Annotated in this window: 24 protein-coding genes and 1 tRNA gene; 19 read left to right on the top strand and 6 right to left on the bottom strand. The window is 61.8% G+C overall.

Going from position 1 to position 16504, the window contains the following annotated elements; all coding sequences use genetic code 11:
* Positions 1–37: 37 nt before the first annotated feature.
* From TUZN_RS04270 to TUZN_RS04250, 5 genes are read left to right on the top strand one after another with little or no spacing between them, the layout of a single operon-like run.
* Positions 38–796 (top strand): ABC transporter ATP-binding protein, encoded by a 759-nt coding sequence (locus TUZN_RS04270; RefSeq protein ID WP_013679711.1) that lies wholly within the window; start codon positions 38–40, stop codon positions 794–796.
* A 1-nt stretch (position 797) separates the two neighbouring features.
* Positions 798–1520, top strand: a complete 723-nt coding sequence (locus TUZN_RS04265) for a branched-chain amino acid ABC transporter ATP-binding protein (protein WP_013679710.1) — start codon at positions 798–800, stop codon at positions 1518–1520.
* Between the two features lie 29 nt (positions 1521–1549).
* The gene (locus TUZN_RS04260; protein ID WP_013679709.1) at positions 1550–2845 is read left to right on the top strand and encodes an MFS transporter; all 1296 of its coding nucleotides are present in this window, start codon (positions 1550–1552) and stop codon (positions 2843–2845) included.
* Positions 2846–2874: 29 nt separating this feature from the next.
* The gene (locus TUZN_RS04255) at positions 2875–3261 is read left to right on the top strand and encodes a hypothetical protein (RefSeq protein WP_013679708.1); all 387 of its coding nucleotides are present in this window, start codon (positions 2875–2877) and stop codon (positions 3259–3261) included.
* Positions 3262–3306: 45 nt separating this feature from the next.
* On the top strand, positions 3307–4431 hold the full coding sequence (locus tag TUZN_RS04250; RefSeq protein ID WP_013679707.1) for a tryptophan--tRNA ligase: 1125 nt from the start codon (positions 3307–3309) through the stop codon (positions 4429–4431).
* Between the two features lie 5 nt (positions 4432–4436).
* On the opposite strand, the gene TUZN_RS04245 is transcribed toward TUZN_RS04250, so the two are convergent.
* The 4 genes from TUZN_RS04245 to TUZN_RS04230 form a co-directional block, all read right to left on the bottom strand.
* A complete protein-coding gene (locus tag TUZN_RS04245) occupies positions 4437–4676 on the bottom strand; it encodes a TRAM domain-containing protein (RefSeq protein ID WP_013679706.1) in 240 nt (79 codons plus the stop codon).
* A 139-nt stretch (positions 4677–4815) separates the two neighbouring features.
* The gene (locus TUZN_RS04240; RefSeq protein WP_013679705.1) at positions 4816–5625 is read right to left on the bottom strand and encodes a helix-turn-helix transcriptional regulator; all 810 of its coding nucleotides are present in this window, start codon (positions 5623–5625) and stop codon (positions 4816–4818) included.
* 51 nt (positions 5626–5676) lie between these two features.
* Positions 5677–6705 carry a hypothetical protein gene (locus TUZN_RS04235; protein ID WP_013679704.1) on the bottom strand — a complete coding sequence of 343 codons (1029 nt, stop codon included), beginning with the start codon at positions 6703–6705 and terminating at the stop codon, positions 5677–5679.
* Positions 6706–6927: 222 nt separating this feature from the next.
* A tRNA-Phe gene (locus TUZN_RS04230) sits at positions 6928–7002 on the bottom strand.
* A 156-nt stretch (positions 7003–7158) separates the two neighbouring features.
* Between TUZN_RS04230 and TUZN_RS04225 the strand changes: the two genes are divergently transcribed.
* The 5 genes from TUZN_RS04225 to TUZN_RS04205 all read left to right on the top strand — a co-directional run bounded on the left by TUZN_RS04225 (position 7159) and on the right by TUZN_RS04205 (position 10803).
* Positions 7159–8340, top strand: a complete 1182-nt coding sequence (locus tag TUZN_RS04225) for an RAD55 family ATPase (protein ID WP_052886079.1) — start codon at positions 7159–7161, stop codon at positions 8338–8340.
* Between the two features lie 20 nt (positions 8341–8360).
* Positions 8361–8894 carry a stage II sporulation protein M gene (locus tag TUZN_RS04220; protein WP_013679702.1) on the top strand — a complete coding sequence of 178 codons (534 nt, stop codon included), beginning with the start codon at positions 8361–8363 and terminating at the stop codon, positions 8892–8894.
* A 28-nt stretch (positions 8895–8922) separates the two neighbouring features.
* Positions 8923–9381, top strand: coding sequence for a YbhB/YbcL family Raf kinase inhibitor-like protein (locus tag TUZN_RS04215; RefSeq protein WP_052886078.1), 459 nt, complete (start codon positions 8923–8925; stop codon positions 9379–9381).
* Positions 9382–9448: 67 nt separating this feature from the next.
* A complete protein-coding gene (cc1, locus tag TUZN_RS11335) occupies positions 9449–9619 on the top strand; it encodes a DNA-binding protein CC1 (protein ID WP_014126241.1) in 171 nt (56 codons plus the stop codon).
* Between the two features lie 71 nt (positions 9620–9690).
* Positions 9691–10803, top strand: coding sequence for an MFS transporter (locus TUZN_RS04205; protein ID WP_013679699.1), 1113 nt, complete (start codon positions 9691–9693; stop codon positions 10801–10803).
* Here TUZN_RS04205 and TUZN_RS04200 read toward each other — a convergent pair.
* Positions 10796–11068 (bottom strand): hypothetical protein, encoded by a 273-nt coding sequence (locus TUZN_RS04200; protein WP_052886295.1) that lies wholly within the window; start codon positions 11066–11068, stop codon positions 10796–10798. The genes TUZN_RS04205 and TUZN_RS04200 overlap by 8 nt on opposite strands.
* Before the next feature lie 64 nt (positions 11069–11132).
* Here TUZN_RS04200 and TUZN_RS11330 point away from each other — a divergent pair, with 64 nt between their 5' ends.
* Together TUZN_RS11330 and TUZN_RS04195 are read left to right on the top strand one after the other, a co-directional pair.
* Entirely contained in the window at positions 11133–11273 is a 141-nt protein-coding gene (locus tag TUZN_RS11330; protein ID WP_013679697.1) for a hypothetical protein, read from the top strand.
* Positions 11270–12037 (top strand): BtpA family protein, encoded by a 768-nt coding sequence (locus TUZN_RS04195; protein ID WP_013679696.1) that lies wholly within the window; start codon positions 11270–11272, stop codon positions 12035–12037. Before TUZN_RS11330 ends, TUZN_RS04195 begins: the two co-directional genes overlap by 4 nt.
* Here TUZN_RS04195 and TUZN_RS04190 read toward each other — a convergent pair.
* Complete coding sequence (locus TUZN_RS04190) at positions 12034–12231, bottom strand: hypothetical protein (RefSeq protein ID WP_013679695.1); 198 nt, start codon at positions 12229–12231, stop codon at positions 12034–12036. The two genes, TUZN_RS04195 and TUZN_RS04190, sit on opposite strands and share 4 nt — an antisense overlap.
* A gap of 143 nt (positions 12232–12374) precedes the next feature.
* Between TUZN_RS04190 and TUZN_RS04185 the strand changes: the two genes are divergently transcribed.
* From TUZN_RS04185 to TUZN_RS04155, 7 genes are all read left to right on the top strand, one after another.
* Complete coding sequence (locus TUZN_RS04185; RefSeq protein WP_013679694.1) at positions 12375–12845, top strand: rubrerythrin family protein; 471 nt, start codon at positions 12375–12377, stop codon at positions 12843–12845.
* On the top strand, positions 12845–13423 hold the full coding sequence (locus TUZN_RS04180) for a DUF3501 family protein (protein WP_013679693.1): 579 nt from the start codon (positions 12845–12847) through the stop codon (positions 13421–13423). Before TUZN_RS04185 ends, TUZN_RS04180 begins: the two co-directional genes overlap by 1 nt.
* A 71-nt stretch (positions 13424–13494) precedes the next feature.
* Positions 13495–14772, top strand: coding sequence for an ATP-binding protein (locus TUZN_RS04175; RefSeq protein ID WP_013679692.1), 1278 nt, complete (start codon positions 13495–13497; stop codon positions 14770–14772).
* A gap of 27 nt (positions 14773–14799) precedes the next feature.
* A complete protein-coding gene (locus tag TUZN_RS04170; protein ID WP_013679691.1) occupies positions 14800–15138 on the top strand; it encodes a Rieske (2Fe-2S) protein in 339 nt (112 codons plus the stop codon).
* Positions 15139–15156: 18 nt separating this feature from the next.
* Positions 15157–15726, top strand: coding sequence for a hypothetical protein (locus TUZN_RS04165; protein WP_013679690.1), 570 nt, complete (start codon positions 15157–15159; stop codon positions 15724–15726).
* A 3-nt stretch (positions 15727–15729) separates the two neighbouring features.
* On the top strand, positions 15730–16131 hold the full coding sequence (locus TUZN_RS04160; protein WP_013679689.1) for a HEPN domain-containing protein: 402 nt from the start codon (positions 15730–15732) through the stop codon (positions 16129–16131).
* Positions 16103–16480, top strand: a complete 378-nt coding sequence (locus TUZN_RS04155) for a nucleotidyltransferase domain-containing protein (RefSeq protein WP_158305067.1) — start codon at positions 16103–16105, stop codon at positions 16478–16480. The genes TUZN_RS04160 and TUZN_RS04155 overlap by 29 nt, the downstream gene beginning before the upstream one ends.
* Positions 16481–16504: the final 24 nt, after the last annotated feature.

Raw genomic sequence — 16504 nt, 5'->3', positions numbered from 1 at the left:
CTCATAATTTTTAAAAAGGTTTTCCTTTTTTGTCGACGTGCTTGAGATCAGGGGTATAGTCAAACAGTTCGGCGCATTTAGGGCGCTCGACGGCGTTGACATGAACATAGAGAGGGGGAAGGTCACGTTGCTTATCGGGCCTAACGGCTCGGGGAAGACCACGTTGATCAACGTAGTGACGGGGGTCTACAAGCCGGAGGCGGGCCGCGTGGTTTTCCACGACGACGGGAGGGACGTCGACATAACCGGGTGGCCTCCTCACAAGGTTTTCGCCGAGGGGATAGTTAGGACTTTCCAGATACCGCAAGTCTTCCAGCGCATGACCGTGATAGAGAACCTCCTCGTGGTGGCTAGAGGGCAGGTAGGCGAGGACGTGTTGAAGGCCGTGAGGGAGGGCGCGTGGATAAGGCAGGAGAGAGAGCTGGCGGAGAGGGCCTTCAAAATCCTCGACATGGTCGGGCTGGGCGACGTGTGGGATCGCTACGCCTACTCGCTCTCGGCCGGCCAGATGAAGTTGTTGGAGCTCGCGAGGGCCCTCATGGCGGGGGCCAAGCTGATAATCCTCGACGAGCCGATAGCGGGCATACCCATAGCGCAGGCCCACTCCATATTCCAGACTATCCGCGATATAAACGCCAAGGGCGTCACCTTCTGGGTCGTGGAACACCGCATAGACATAGCGTTTAAGTACGTGGACTACGTCTACGCCATGGCGAGCGGGAGGGTCATATCGCAAGGTCCGCCGGACGTCGTGGCCAAGGACCCCAAAGTGATAGAGAGCTACATAGGCGGGTGATATGGCGCTCCTCAAGATCTCCGACCTAAACGCCGGCTACGGCAAGTTCCACGTGCTGAACGGCGTGTCGCTGGAGGTCGAGAAGGGCGAGATAGCCGTCCTCCTGGGCCCCAACGGCGCGGGGAAGTCCACTCTCCTGAACGCCATAGCGGGCCTCGCGACTATATTCAGCGGCTCTATCGTGGTCGACGGGAGGGACGTGACGGGGAAGAGCCCCGGGGAGATCCAGAAGGCTGGCGTCGGGTACGTTATGCAGTCCCCCAACAACTTCGGGACGCCCAACATATTCCCGGAGCTGACCGTTAGGGAGAACCTAATCGCCGCGGCCGCCGGGGTGAGGCCGGAGGAGGCCGAGAAGGCCCTTAGAGAGGTCTTGGAGCTCTTCCCCAAGCTGAAGGAGCTGGAGAACCGCAAGGGCAAGTTCCTCTCGGGCGGCGAGAGGCAGATGTTGGCCATCTCCATGGGGCTGATGAAGAGGCCCAAGCTCCTCATGCTCGACGAGCCGACTGCCGGGCTTGCGCCCAAAGTAGCCTCCGACGTGTTCTCCGCAATTAAGTCCATTAGGGATATGGGCATCACGATCCTCCTGGTGGAGCAGAACGCCAGGAAGGCGCTCGAGATAGGCGATAGGGCGTTCGTCATGGTTACGGGCAGGCTTAGGTACTCGGGCCCCGCCAAGGAGCTGGACGAGGAGAAGCTCGGCAGACTTATAATGGGCCAATAAATTTTTAATATGGAAAAGATAAACGGTTTATGCCGCATCCCCTCGACGAGAGCCGTTGGGGGAGGGCCCACTGGGTCCTCTTCGCAATAGTATCTCTCAGCTTCTTTCTAGACGGGGTCCTCTTCAGCCTAGTCCCCCTCGTGGCGTACCTACTGCCCGACCTAGAGCCCTACGCCACCTACATATTCGCGGCGAACTCCTTGGCGTATCTGGCCGGGGCCCTAGCCTTCGGCAAGGTCTCTGACTCCCTCGGCAGGAGGATGGGCCTCGTGGTGTCGCTAGTCCTCTACACGGCGGCGGCCGCGGCCTTCGCCGCGGCTTTCTGGCTCAACGCCCTCGGCCTCGTCGCCGCCTTCGTCCTCACCAGCGTCATGAACTTCGGCGTGGGGGGCGAGATAGGGCCGGCCTTCTCGGCACTCGCCGAGTTCTCGCCGGCGAGGCATAGGGGCAAGGCCCTTATGCTGGCCGCCAACTTCTGGAACGTCGGGGCAGCGGTGATCGCCGGCCTCTCGCTGGTCTACACAGCTCTCTCCAACGACCCCCACACCATCGTCCTCTCTATTTTCGGCACGGCCGTCGCCCTGGCCCTCGTGGTGCTCCTGGCGAGGCTACACCTGCCCGAGTCCCCTAGATGGCTCGCGGCGCGGGGGAGGGCGGCTGAGGCCAGGAGAGTCGTGGCCGCCTTCGCGGGAGTCGAGGCCGACCCGCCCCCGCAGCCGGAGGGCGTGGGCCTTAGGGAGGTTTTGAGGACCAAGGCGCTGGGCTTCGCGGTCCTGGCGACGGTCAGCGCCGCAAACGTGGCCACGTACAACATAGCCGCCTACTACCTCCCCTACGCCTCGGGGTTCCCCTACGGCGCGGACTCGGCGCCCGTGGTGGTGGCTGTCGCCAACGCTGGCGCCTCGATAGGCGCGTTCCTCCTACTGCCCCTCATAGATAGGTCGAGGAAGGCATCGCTGACCTCCGCATACCTCGGCGGGCTCCTCACCGCCCTCCTCTTCTGGTATCTGGCCTTCGCGGCGCCGCTGGCGCCTTTCCTAGCCGCGTTGTTCGCCAACGCGATCTTCGCCGAGTGGTCCTGGGGCTCTCTCGGCGTTCTTGAGAGCGAGCTGTTCCCCACAGGCGTCCGGGCCACGGTCGTGGGCCTGGTGACGGCGATCGCCTGGGGCGTGAACACGGCCCTCGTGGCGGTCGAGGGCCTCGTCGACGCGCCGACGTTTATGGCCATGAACGCCGCCGTCTGGGCCGCGGGCGTCATTGCGGCCGCGACATGGCATATGAGGGGCCGGGAGTCCGCCAAGAAGACGCTGGAGGAGTTGCAGTAAAGCTAAATATCTAGGCATAACGTCCATCTATGGATATCGCAGAATTGTTAGGCCTAGTCGCGACCAAGGGCGTGGACTACGTGTTGTCGCAGTTGCCGACATTGCTCAGCAAGAGGGAAATATCGAGGGAGGACGCCCAGCTGATCCTGGCGTACCTCACCATCGGCGAGCTGAGAGGCTTGCGCGAGGAGGTCAGGTCGTTGGGCGGAGAGGTGAAGGCGCTCGGAGCCAAGATCGACGATATGCATAAGGATCTAGCCGCGAGGATTGAGGAGGTGCGTAGGGATCTCTCGGACAAGCTGGACTTCATCTCGAACCAGCTGAGGGTCCTCAACTCAAACATATCTGCCACCTACGAGCTCACGTCGAGGGTGATGGCCAAGTTGATGGAGCTGGGCGTCGGCGCCCGCGTCTAGCCGGCGACATCCTTAAAAAGAGCTCCGTTTGCGGGTTGGCATGGGGTGGGAGAGGAGTTCGTAGTAACGCCTTGGGAGGTAAGGGGGAAGGTCGACTACGATAAGCTCCTCGCGCATTTCGGCGCGAGGCCTCTGACCCCCTCCGACGTAGAGCTCCTCGCGAAATACGCAGGCGAGGTGCACCCCTTGATAAGGCGCGGCTTCTTCTACGCCCATAGAGACTTCGACGAGATATTGAGGTGGCACGGATCGGGGAGGCCTTGGGCGCTCTACACGGGAAGGGGGCCGAGCGGGCCTGTCCACATAGGCCATATGGTCCCGTGGATACTGCTCAAGTGGTTCTCCGACAAGTTCGGGCTAGAGGTCTACTTCCAGATGACCGACGACGAGAAGTTCTACGACGACCCCGAGCTGTCGCTCGCCGACACGAGGCGTTGGGCCTACGAGAACGCGCTGGACGTCATCGCGCTCGGCTTCACGCCGGACAGGCTACACCTGATCATAGACACACTCGACATAAAGCCCCTCTTCCCCATAGCCGTCAAGACAGCCAAGAAGCTCACCTGGAACACCGTCAAGGCCACCTTCGGCTTCACCGACTCCACCAACATAGGCCTGATATTCTACCCATCTCTCCAGATAGCCGTGGCCTTCCTCCCCACAGAGCTGAGGGGGGAGGCGACTCCCGTGTTGATACCCTGCGCCATAGACCAAGACCCGTACTTCCGCCTGGCGAGGGACATAGCCGAGTCGTTGGGCTACCCCAAGCCTGCCACGCTCTACTCCAAGTTCATAATGTCGCTGACGGGGGAGAGCAAGATGTCGGCCTCCAACCCCGACTCGGCCATATACACGATCGACGACGAGAAGACCGTGAGGCGCAAGATAATGAACGCGTTCACCGGCGGGAGGCCCACCGCCGAGGAGCAGAGGAAGCTGGGGGGCAACCCCAACATATGCCCCGTCTTCCACTACCACATGCTCTTCGACCCCGACGACAAGTCCGTGGAGAAGATACGGCAGGACTGCAGAAGCGGCGCGTTGCTCTGCGGCGAGTGCAAGCTAATGCTACACGACAAGATATCGCGCTTCCTCAAACAACACAGAGAGGCTAGGGAAAAGGCCAGGGACAAGGTGGACCAGTACAGGCTCAGCTCCAAGCTGAGGTAAAAAACCTATTCGACTATTTTAGCGATGGCGTACGTCCCACCTACCTTCTCTATCTGGACCTTCACGTGCTGGCCAGGCTCGGCGCCTGGGACGAAGACTATGAAGCCCTCGACCTTGGCGACGCCGTCGCCCCTCCTCGACTTCTCGACGATATCGACCTCGATCACGTCGCCCTCCTTAACCGGTTTAGGCCCTCTCGGGCCGCCGCGGCCGCCTCGCCGCGGCCTCCTTCCTTCACTTTCCATCTGCCCAGATGAACACCGGTATTTAAACCTTTGCTTAACGGCGTCTGCCGCCGAGTTCCGAGGCGCGGCGGAGGGCCGGAGTAATACCCAGGCCGGAGATTCTAGGCGATACACCTCTACGAAGGTTTATTGCGGCCCCTCACTTAGGCTTTACGAAGTTTCTTCCGTCTCTTTTCTCGACGGTTGCTAGGCCTGTCTGTTCTAGTCTTCTGACTGACTTAAACACGGTGGTTCTCGGCAAGCCGAGCGCTCTGGCTATATCCGACTCGTAGGCGCCGCCCGTCTTCCTCAAATACGAGAGGACAAGCCTATCCGTGTCGTTGAGCTGAGGAACACGCCTCCTAGAAGCCAACACGGCAACCGCAACCGCGACGGCTACAGCCAACAGAACCCAAACAAACGGCAAGCCGCCGCTAGAGGCGCTGGACGTCCCGCCGGGGGATGCGGTCGGCGCGGGCGTCCGGCTAGCGGGCGTCGTGTCGCTGGCGGGCGTGGCGCCGCTTGGAGCCGTGTTGCTTGGACTGCTTGCGGGCGTAGTTGCCGGGGCTGGCGTGCCTTGTATTGTGTAGGCTATGGTGCCTGGCCCTTCTGCTATTAGGAGTACTGTCCCGTTCGTTTTCGTGTAGTTGAGTATTTTGACTGTGGGGAGGAGGAGTACTCCTCCTTGGGCCCATATGAGGTATAGGCCCTTGCTTACGTTGAAGCTTATCACCCCTCCAGACGCCGATACTCTAGGCACGTACTCGACTGTTATTAAGGCCTTGCCTAAAACCGGCACTTCCAGCGTCGACCCGTTTAAGACTGCGGGGACTGGAGTGCCGTTGTTCAACACCAACGGCGCCGATAGGGGAGGAGACGGCAGAGGCAGGCCGTATATCGAGCCGGCCAAAGTCTGGTTAAACACCAGCAAGACGCTCCCGTTAGCGAACAGGAGAACTACCCAGATCACGAAAGGCGGAAGGAAAAAAGCTATATTTGTTTCGTTAGGGAATAAAGGAGATTACTCTTCCCCGCCCTCGTCTTCGCTACCGCTTGACGTCGAGCTACCTCCTTTGTGGTCTTCGTGGTCGCCGCCAGACTTAGATCCGTGGTCGTGGTGATCCTCTCCGCCCTTCTGCCCGCCTGTCGAAGCCGCGGAGCCCTCTTCGTGATGCTCGTGGTGTTCCTCCCCGCCTTTTCCGTGGTGCTCCTCGCCTATGCTGACCTCAACCTTGTATCCGTGGCCTGTCTTGTGCACCTCTATCTTGGTGCCGTTTGCCAGCGTTATCTCAAGCTCCTTGATCTGCGCCGTTATGTTAGCCAGAATGCCGGCGACCTCCTTGAGTTGGGCCGCATCGCTGGGGCTGTACGGGGCTATCTGGGAGGCGACTGCGTTGAGGAACTTCGCGATCTCGGAGTAGTTCGAGACGAAGGCCTTAACCTCCAGCTCGCTACGGGTGCCGTTGATCTTCCTAAGTCCTCTCTCCAGCTCGTATTCGATCTTCGCCTTTAGATAGGTGGCGTTGGGCGCCGTGGAGTTCAGCGACTTGGCCGTCAGCATTATGTTGAGCTCGGCCTTCCTAGTGCCGTTGTTCGCGGCCACGTACCCGGCGAGCTGTTTCAGCAACGACAAGGCCTGCGTGGTGTTGCCCGCCTTAAGCGTAGCCGCCACCTGGGAGAGCAGCTGGGACACATAAGTGCTGTTGAACGTGCCCACCGCGTGGCCCACCACGTGTATGTAGTAGGCAGTTGTGCCGTTGTATATAGTCGTCTTGAGGTTGGCAGTTATCACCTTCTTATTGTAGTTTATCACCACCACGGTGCCGTTGGAGACGTATACCAGATGTATTGTCCCGGACGGAGTGACGACGTAGACCTCAGTCATGTTGCTCGTCTGAGTTACGTTTGCCACCGTCGTGGCGTTGACGGCAGTTACGTTGGCCTTAGTGGCGTTGACGGCCGTGGCGTTGGTCGGCCCGGCGTAGACCATTATGGCCAACGCCGCGATCAGTACGGCGGACCAGACCAGTATTGTTTTTAGGCCCTGCATAGCCCCCCGGATCCGCAAGTTAAAAAGGAATGCCTTCACGCCACGTCGGGAAGGCGAGGCAACCGTATTCACCTCGCCGTGAAAGAGCCGCCGGCGTCTTTCACTGCGTGAAAACTCCGCGATCCGCGCCGCCTGTAGAGAGCCAGCTCGCCGATTGTAGCTCGGAGAGTGTAGAGTTAGGATAAGCTCTCGTCAAATCACGTGATATGTAACATAGAGTCGTGGTGCGGCCGCCGGGACTTGAACCCGGGACCGCCCGGTCTTCAGCCGGGCGCTCTCCCGCTGAGCTACGGCCGCCTCTCGACGTATTGAACGGGGGCAAATATAAAATTTCTGCGCAGTTGAGGACCGCCGGCCTCGCCGTAGGCCCGAGCCCGCCTTCCTCCAATACGGATCGATTATACCGGAGGCGTATTGTGTATAAAGTTTTTATTAGTTTGATTACTGATCGATGTGGATATCTCGGTCTTTAGCGGATTTACGTTAATATATGGGCCTCCAGGCACCGGCAAAACGTCTCTTGCCCTACGCCTGGCGAGCATGTTAGGCAAGAAGATACTATATGTAGGTATGTATGAGCATAAGGAAAAGGTAGAGGCCAAACTGGACTACCTCGGCCTCAGAAAGGACGCGTTTAGAATATACGACTTCCTCAACATCTCGGAACATGAAGCGGTCCTCGAGATGATCGGCGAGATCTACGTGAAGGAGGCGCCCGACGTGGTGGTTCTCGACGGCGTCAACTACTTCCCGGACGACAGGGAGGCCGCGTCGGCGATATACCGCATATTCGACGTGCCCGCCCTCGCCATAGGGGAGGAGCCGGCGGGAGAGAGGCCGCTCGCCTACATGGCAGACCTCTTGATAGAGGTGAGGCAGGAGTTCCTCCGCGGAGCCCGCTACAGGTATGCCAGGTTCCTCAAGTCGCGCCTCGGCCAGCCGCCAGCCTCGGAGCTCCGCTTCGCCGTTGTCCGCGGCGGACCTGTGCTGATAGAGCCGTGGGACGAGGGCAAGGCGTCTTTCCGCCCGGCGGCTTCCCTCGCCATGAGGCGCGTGGTCTTCGTCGAGGAGGCTGTGAAGGCCCTTGCGGCCGCCAGGCAGGAATACGCGCGGCCCGGCCTCCCGGAGGGGTCGAGAGTCGCCGACTTCGTGGGCCAGGGCCCCGAAGACGCCGCTCTGGCCGCCGCCCTGCTCTGCGACTACGCCGAGTCGGCCAAGACCGCGCTGGTCTACACCAACAAGACCATTGAGAGGTTCGTCAAATGCGACGTAGGGCGGATCTTGATATCTGTCGACGCGCTCTCGGACGACAAGGGGCTCGAGACCTTGATGGACGCGGTAGGAGACGCCAAGGTCGCCTTCCTCTACGGCATGGAGCAAGTGGTGTCCAGGCTCGGCGCGAGGAGGCTGAGGCTGATCCTCGACTTCCTCAACTCCTGGCGCCCCGACCTAGCTATACTCGCCGTGTTCTCGGGGGTCGAGCCGTCGCCGCGCCTCTTCGACATGTTCAACACGGTGTGGAGGATCGAGGGGGGAAGGGCCGAGGTCGTCAAGTCGATGCTGGGCTGGCCGGTCAGGCACTTCAAGGTGGAGCGGAGAGAGGGGGCTTTCTACTTCGTCCCGTCTAGTATTTAAACTGGAGGCTGGGCCTCGTCGTGAGGCTGGTCCTGCTGGTGTTGTTGGCCGAGTACCTGGCCATTGCCCTATTCGCCGTGTTGGGCTATATATACCACGGCGTGGTGCCGCCGTGGTTTATAAACATGTTGAGGGACCAGCTACACGAGGTCGTGACGGGGCCTCTCGCCATCTTCGGCCACAACGCCGTAATAATGACCGCGGACTCCATACCCTTCGTCGGCCCCTTCGCGCTGGCCGTCACCCTAGGCGCGACGGGCTTCGTGCTGGGGGCCGTGGTGGGCTACGCCGCCGGCCAGTTCGGCCTCCTGTCGCTGGCCGTAGGCTATCTGGCCACCGTCGCCATGCCGCACGGAATACTGGAGCTCTCGTCCTACGCCTTCGCCACGGCGGGCTCCATAGACGCCACGAGGCGGTTGTTGTCCAGACGCGGCGGCGTCCTCAAGACCTGGCTCATCCACTACGCCGTGGCCCTCGCCCTGCTCCTCGCCGCGGCCTACGTGGAGTGGTGGGAGCTGGAGACTATAGGCCCCATCCTCTCCCGGCTTGGGTAAAGATATTAAGGAGGGCGCCGTGGGGTATATGGAGGTGTCCAGCCCCGCCTTCAAATACGGCGAGCCCATACCGCGGAGGTATACCTGCGACGGCGACGACGTCTCGCCGCCCCTGGCGATATCCGGCGTGCCGCCCGAGGCCAAGGCGCTCGCGCTCTTGATGGAGGACCCCGACGCGCCCATCGGCGTGTTCACCCACTGGATCCTCTACGACGTCCCGCCGTCGGTCCGGGAGCTCCCCGAGGCTGTCCCCAAGAAGCCGGAGGTGCAGGTCCTGGGGCTGCAAGGCGTCAACGACTTCGGGAGGGTCGGATACGGAGGGCCCTGCCCGCCGAGGGGCCACGGCCCCCACCGCTACTTCTTCAGGGTCTACGCCCTATCGGCGCCTCTGGGGCTCAAGCCCAAGGCCTCGCGCGGCGACTTCTTGAAGGCGCTACAGGGCAAGGTGCTGGCGCAAGCAGAATACATGGGCACCTATAAAAGATGACAGGGAGAATACACTTCTAATATTATTGTTGTCCGTGGAAAATATAAATATAGGCTTTTCCACGACCATGGCGAAGCAGAAGCTGAAGTTCTACGACATTAAGGCGAAGCAGGCGTTTGAGACTGATAAGTACGAGACTGTGGAGAAGAATACTGCTAGAGGCCCCATGATATTCGCAGTAGCCACCTCGCCCTACACCGGCATAAAAGTCTGGCGCCTCATCGGCAAGAAGAAATAAACAAACAAAACCCCCAATTTTTTCTCGGCCGTCCCCCGGCCACATTTTTATAGCGGCCTAAACGACGGGCCGTGGCGGAGCCCAACTACCGGCTAATAGTCTTGTTGGGCTTGACGTCGCTCTTCGCCGACTGGCTCTACGAGGGGGCCAGGGCGGCCCTTCCGCAGTACCTCAAGGCCCTCGGCGCGTCGGCGCTGGCGGTGGGGCTCGTCTTCGGCGTGGGCGACGCGCTGGGATACCTCTTGAGATTCGCCACGGGCCCTCTCGCAGATAGGAGAGGCGGGTACTGGGGCGAGACGTTCGCCGGATATGCCCTACAGGTCCTGGCGATCGCGGGCCTCGCGCTGGCTCCGTGGCTCGCGGCGGCTGTCGCCCTCGTGATGCTGGAGAGGGCGAGCAAGGCCTTGAGGACGCCGGCGCGGGACGCCATAATATCGGCGGCTGGAGGCGGGAGGCAGAGCTTCGCCTTCGGCCTACACGCGTCTCTGGACCAGATAGGGGCCGTCGCCGGCTCGGCAACTGCGCTGGCCGCCTTGGCGGCCGGCATAGGGTATGGGGACCTCTTCCTCCTGCTAGCCGTCCCCGGCGTCGCGGCTCTGATAGCCCTCTCCGCGGCCTATAGACAAGGCGTGAGGCCGGCCGGACGGAGGAGGGGAGAGGCCGGCGTATTGCTGGACAGACCGCTCCTCTTGTTCTCCCTATCCCAACTGCTCTTCGGGGCCTCCCTCATGCACATAAGCCTAGAGATGTACCAGGCGCAGGGGGCGCCGTGGGTGGGCTCTGCCATATACCTCGCCGCCATGGTCTTCGAGATACCGGCCTCCCTGGCCTGGGGCCGCGCGTACGAGGCGCGCCGGTGGTCTCTGTACCTGGGCCCCGCCGCCGCGTTGGCCGCCACCTCCGCCTTCTCGACGGGGCTCCTCGCCTTGGGCTTCGCCGGGGCCCTCGCATACTCGGCGGCCACCTCCTACGCCGACATAGTGGCGAAGGCGCGCGCCGTCGAGCTCGGCGGGTCGGCCAAGGCGACTGCGCTCGGCGCCGTCAACGCCGCGTTCGGCCTCGGCTATCTGGCCGGAGGGGCCATATACGGCTACCTCCTCGACGTGGGGGCGGCCGGCGTGGCTCCCCTGATCTCCGCCGCCTTCGCGGCGGCCTCCCTGGCGCTTATGCGGGCCGCTAGGTGACCCTCTCGACTCTGTATACCCCCTCCTCGATCTTCCTCAAGACGTATCTGGCTCTGTCCGTCTCCACGGAGATCTCGCGGGGCCACGACGCGGCGTCTACGGTCACCCTAGCCGCCCCGGTCCTCCTGAAGAGGTCCTCTATCTCTGTGAGGTCTAAGTCCTCCGGTATCGACAGGGCGAAGCCGTCGACGCCGTCGGCTAGAAATCCCGCGGCCTCTTCCCGATCCCTCTCGTCGGTTACGTCGTATATGGGCCTCGGCTCCACGACATATCCCTGCATTTTAATAATATTATGCGCGTCCGGTAAAAAACGGGGCTATCTAGGGCATATGGCCAGGAGGTACTGCCCCGTCTGCAGAAAATCCGTCGACGAGGTCGTCCAGAGGGAGGGCAACCTCGTCGTCAAGAAATGCCCCAACTGCGGCTACGTCTTCGCCAAGTACGAGCTCAAGGGAGCCGCGGCGAAATGAGCCTGCCGAGGCTAATCGGGGTCGTCCACCTGCCCCCGCTCCCGGGCTCTCCCAGATACGCCGGAGGCTTCGAGTCGGTCGTGGATTTCGCCGTGAGGAACGCCAGGGCGCTCGACGAGGCGGGCTTCGACGGGATTATCCTGGAGAACTTCAACGACTTCCCGTTCAAGGCCAGGGCTAGAGATCCCGAGACGGTGGCGGCGATGGCCGTCGTGGCCAGGGAGGTCAGGCGCGCCGTGTCGGCCCAGATAGGCATCAACATACTGCGCAATTCGGCCCCGGAGGCGGCGGCGGTGGCGGCGGCCGCCGGCGGCTCTTTCGTGAGGGCAAACGCCCTCTGCGAGGTGGTGTCGGCGCCTGAGGGCCTTCTGGAGCCCGTGGCGAGGGAGGTCGCCGAGGTTTTGGCCCGGCTGAGGGCCGACGTCAAGGTGCTCGCCGATATCTACGTCAAACACGGCTGGCCTCTGCACCAGCGGCCTCTCGCGGAGGTGGCTCTAGACTGCGCCGAGAGGGGAGGGGCGTCTGCGCTGATAGTCTCGGGCGCCAGGACCGGCTCCCCGCCCGACCCCGCGGCCATCGCGGAGGCCTCCAAGGCGGGCCTCCCCGTGTACGTGGGCAGCGGCACGACGCCGGAAAACCTGGGGAGGTTCAGGGGGGCCTACGGCCTCATTGTGGGGACCTACCTCAAGAGGCCCGACGGGGGCGTCGACCCGGAAAAGGCCAAGAGATACGTCGAGGCGGCTAGAAGGGCCTTGGGCCTTTAGGGAGCTACCTCCTCCACGTACCACTCCAGGACCATGTCGTGGGCGTCCGCCAGCCTCGCCGCCACCTTGTAGGCCTCCCTCCAACTGCCGAACTCCCCCGCCAGCTCCCACCCCTCGTCTAGGAGGTCGAGATCCTCCTCCCTGCCAGTTATTAAGACCCTCCAAGCCCTCTCGTCGACGAGTACCCGGAACATGTATACGGGAAGTATACGGGTATTTAAGACCCTCAGGTGAAATAGGGCATACCTCCCCTAAGTACTTCGAAACTTTCAGCGAGGTGTACTGTGCGGATTTTGCACAATTAGAATTCGTTTTAAGTTCTTCTTTTTTAGAGAACATGAATCGGAGAAAAATACCGAAGGGAACCAAGACGTACGAGAACTTGAAGGCGGGCTTCCAGGGGGAGTCCATGGCCAACAGGCGGTATCTCTACTACGCAAGGCTCGCCAGGGAGAGAGGGCTGGACGAGATAGCCGAGGTCTTCGAGAAGACGGCGAACGCCGAGACGGGGCACGCGTTCGGCATATTGATGCATCTGGGGGTGGATCCCGTGGCCGAGATAGAGATAAACGACGTGGAGGACGCGCTCAGGGCGGCGATATACGGCGAGACGTACGAGTGGACGCAGATGTATCCGGGCTTCGCCAAGGTGGCCAGAGAGGAGGGCTTCCACGAGGTCGCCCAGTGGTTCGAGGCTCTGGCCAAAATAGAGAGGTTCCACGCCGGCAGGTTCAACGAGGCGTTGGAGAAGTATCTGAAGGCCAAGGGCGTGAAGACAGAGGTCGAGGACGAGGTGTTAGTCAAGTGATGGATCTTAAGGAGGCCGCCAAGAGGATCTTGGGGCCGAAGGAGTACGGCGAGATAAGAGACTCCGTCCTGGAGGCCGTCGCGGCGTACAAGGAGCCGAGGTATCTGGACCTCTCCGATAGAGTCACGGTGCTTTTCGAGGACGCCGTGACTGTATGGTTCCAAATAGAGGAGGCCCTATACGCCGAGGGCGAGGAGGGGGAGAGGCTCGTCGGGGAGGCCGTGAGGGCCTACGCGCCGATAGCGCCGAGGCGGGGCGAGCTGTCCATGACTGTCATGGTGAACTTGTACAACGAGGGCGAGCTTAGGGCGTTGTTGCCCAAATATGCGGGGATAGAGCGCTCCGTCGCCGTGGTTGCCGGCGGGCGAGCGGCCGAGGCCAAGCCGATCTTCCCGGAGGACTACGCGGAGGGGGCTATGCCCAGATCTATCCACTACCTCAAGGCGCCTCTCCCGGGCCTAGAGGGCTTGCGCGTGTTGGTGAGGCATCCGGCCGCCGAAATCGAGGCGCAAGTGCCCCAGAGGACTATTGAGGCCATACGCGCGAGCCTATACGCCGAGGACGTCCAGTGGGCTTAGGGGGCTACCGGCCGTCCAGCGATAGAAGATTTTATTCTTCAAGATTTTAATACTGCATCTTACGTTCTTCTATGTTTGTCGACAGAGAGGAGGAGCTGGCCCTTCTAGAGCGCCTCTACGCCTCGGGGAGGCCCCACCTGGTGTTGATCTACGGGCGGAGGCGCGTGGGCAAGACCTGGCTGGTCAAGAAGTTTCTGGAGGGGAAGAGAGGGCTCTACTTCTACGCCCGGAGGAGGCCTTTGAGGGACGAGCTGGCGGACCTCGCCGAGGGCCTCGGTAGGGCTCTGGGCCGCTACGTGAGGCCCGACTGGGACTCCATATTCGCCGCCTTGAGGGACGCAGGACGCTTCGTGCTGGCAGTGGACGAGTTCGGGTACTGGCTCGACGAAGATCCGGGGACGCTCTCGGCGATCCAGAGGGGGTGGGACGAGTACTTGAGCGACAGCGGCGCGTTCTTGGTGCTCCTCTCGTCGGCCGTCGCGGTGGCCGAGAGGGCGGTGGCCTACGGCGGCGGCCTCTTCGGCAGGGCGACCGCGAGGATGAGGCTGGGCCCGCTGGAGCCTAGATACGCCAAGTCCTTCCTCCCGGCCTACAGCCCCCGCGATTTGGCCGCCGCATATGCGGTGACGAACGGGATCCCCTACTACCTCGCCCTATTCGACAGAGGCAAGGACCTCGGGGGGAATTTAAACGCTCTATTCTCTCGATGGGGACCGCTCTACGAGGAGGCCGAGAACCTCTTGCGGTATGAGGCGCGGGAGCCCCATATATACCTCAACATCGTGAGGGCGATAGAGGAGGGGGCCTCCACCTACTCAGAAATCGCGGACAGGGCGAGGATAAGCCCGCAGACCCTCGCCAAATACCTACACGTGCTGGAGAAGCTGGAGATTGTCCGACGCGAGGCGCCCGTCCTGGGCAAGGCCAGGCCCATATACGTCGTGTCGGACCTATACGTGAAGTTCTGGACGCGCTTCGTCTATCCCCAGAGAGGCTGGATAGAGCTGGGGAATCCGCCCGCCTTAGATCTGGACAGCTATATGGGGTCGGCGTTCGAGGAGATCGTTAGGAGAGCCCTCCCCCGCCTACATAAGTCCGGCGTCGTCAAGAGGCTGGGCCGTTGCGGAAGGTATTGGAGCGGCGATGTGGAGGTCGACATAGTCTGCGTCGACGGCGGCCGCATAACTGCCGTGGAGGTCAAGTGGAGCGATCTAGGCGAGGACGACGTGGAGAGGATACTGGAGGAGACCAAGGATAAGTTGGGGAGGCGCGAGGGCGACTACTACGTAGCCGCCAGGAGCGGCCCAAAAGACCCAAGAGTCATCACGGCGGATCAGATCTTCGCATAAGTTAAAAACACGTGATATGTCGGCTGTATGAAGGTGAGAGTGCTGGCCAAAGTCTTCGAGGAGAGGGACCACATACTCGTATGGTTCAAGGGGAGGCCGATCCTCGTGGTCAAGAGGCCGGAGGGCCTCTACGCCATGGACGCCGTCTGCGCCCACATGGGTTGCGCCTTGCTGACCGAGGTGGACGGCTACTACGCCGTATGTCCCGCCCATAAGGCCAAATACGACATAAGGACCGGCGAGATGGTGGAGAGGCCGGTCGTAAGGCCCGAGGTCCCGTGCGAGTTCGAGGACGTGAGGCCTCCGTTGAGGACGTACAAGGCGCGGATCTCCGACGACGGCTTCCTGGACATATCTGATTTTTAAGGAGGTGTATACATCTACGTGGAGGCCGACCCCCTCGAGCCCTTGAGGAGGAAGTTCCCCGGTAAGTCCCGGGAGTGGCTGAGGAGGGCCTTGGCGAGAGTCGGCGACGTGTCGGAGGGGCCCGGCTACTACGTCGTGAGGGGGAGGCCGGAGCTCGGCGATAGGTATCCGCAGTACCACGTGTGGTGGTCCGAGGCTGAGAGGCGCTGGGTCTGCACTTGCTACCTCACGGAATGGGGCCAGAGAAGGGCCCGCGACATATGCACACACGTTGCCGCCGTTATCCTCTACAGAGCCCACAGATCTGTCGAGGCGAGGGAGGGGCGCTACTACTTGGCCACAGCCGTCGTGGAGTGCCCCGAGAGGCCTGCGGCGGACGGCGAGGTGTACGCTAGGCAGGTCGCCGGGCGTAGCATAGCGGACTACGCGAGGCCTAGGTGGAGAGTCGCCGTGGTGTCCAGGAGGCCTAGAGTCGTCGTGACGTGCCGCGGGCGGCCCGTAGCCGAGCTGGACGGCGTCGAGGCGGCGTACGGCGAGGCGAGGGTTTTGGCCGAGGAGTACGTCGATTATTTAAAGGGCCCGACATAGGCCGTGGTGGCGAGGTTTAGGGACTGGCTGAGGCAGGCGAGGAGGAACTTGGAGTCGGCCCGCTTGAACCGGGGCGCCGGCCTCTACGAGGAGTCCTGCTACGAGGCGCACCAAGCCGCCGAGAAGGCCGTCAAGGCCCTCCTCAACTACTTGGGCAAGGAGAGGAGGGGGCACTCCCTGACGTATCTCGCGAGGGATTCGGGGCTCGAGCCGCCGCAGGAGATCTTGGAATGTCTGCTCTATCTGGACAAACAGTACATACCCACGAGGTATCCCGACGCCTTCGCCGAGGGCGCCCCCATGGACTACTACACCGACAGAGACGCCGAGACCTGTATAAAATGCGCAGAGGCTGTCTTGGGCTGGGTCGAGGGCCGTGTTGGAGGGGCTGGTCGAGAGGTATAAATCGCTCGGGGCTAAGCTCGTGGTGCTTTTCGGCTCTAGAGCCAGAGGAGACTACACGGAGTCGAGCGACTACGACGTCTTGGTCGTCGCCGACGACCTGCCGGCGGATCCCAGAGAGGCCTACGGAGTCCTCTTCGACCTAGAGCATCCGGCCGTGCAACCGCTCGGCGTCAGGAGCGACAGATTTCTGGAGATGTTGAGGAGGGGCAACGTCCTCCTTCTAGAGGCCTTGGAGGACGGCGTGGTGCTGTACGCCGACAGGTCCTTCCTCGAGGAGACGCTGGCCGTCTACAGAGAGGCCAGGAGGTGTTTCAGGCGGGAGGGCAGAGTCTGGGTCAGAATTTGCTGAAGTTTTTAAAAAGACATACGCTTC

This window comes from Thermoproteus uzoniensis 768-20, from assembly GCF_000193375.1.
Lineage (GTDB): Archaea > Thermoproteota > Thermoprotei > Thermoproteales > Thermoproteaceae > Thermoproteus > Thermoproteus uzoniensis_A.
Note: the sequence above shows the minus strand (reverse complement) of the source record. Positions and strands in the feature narration are given on the sequence as shown.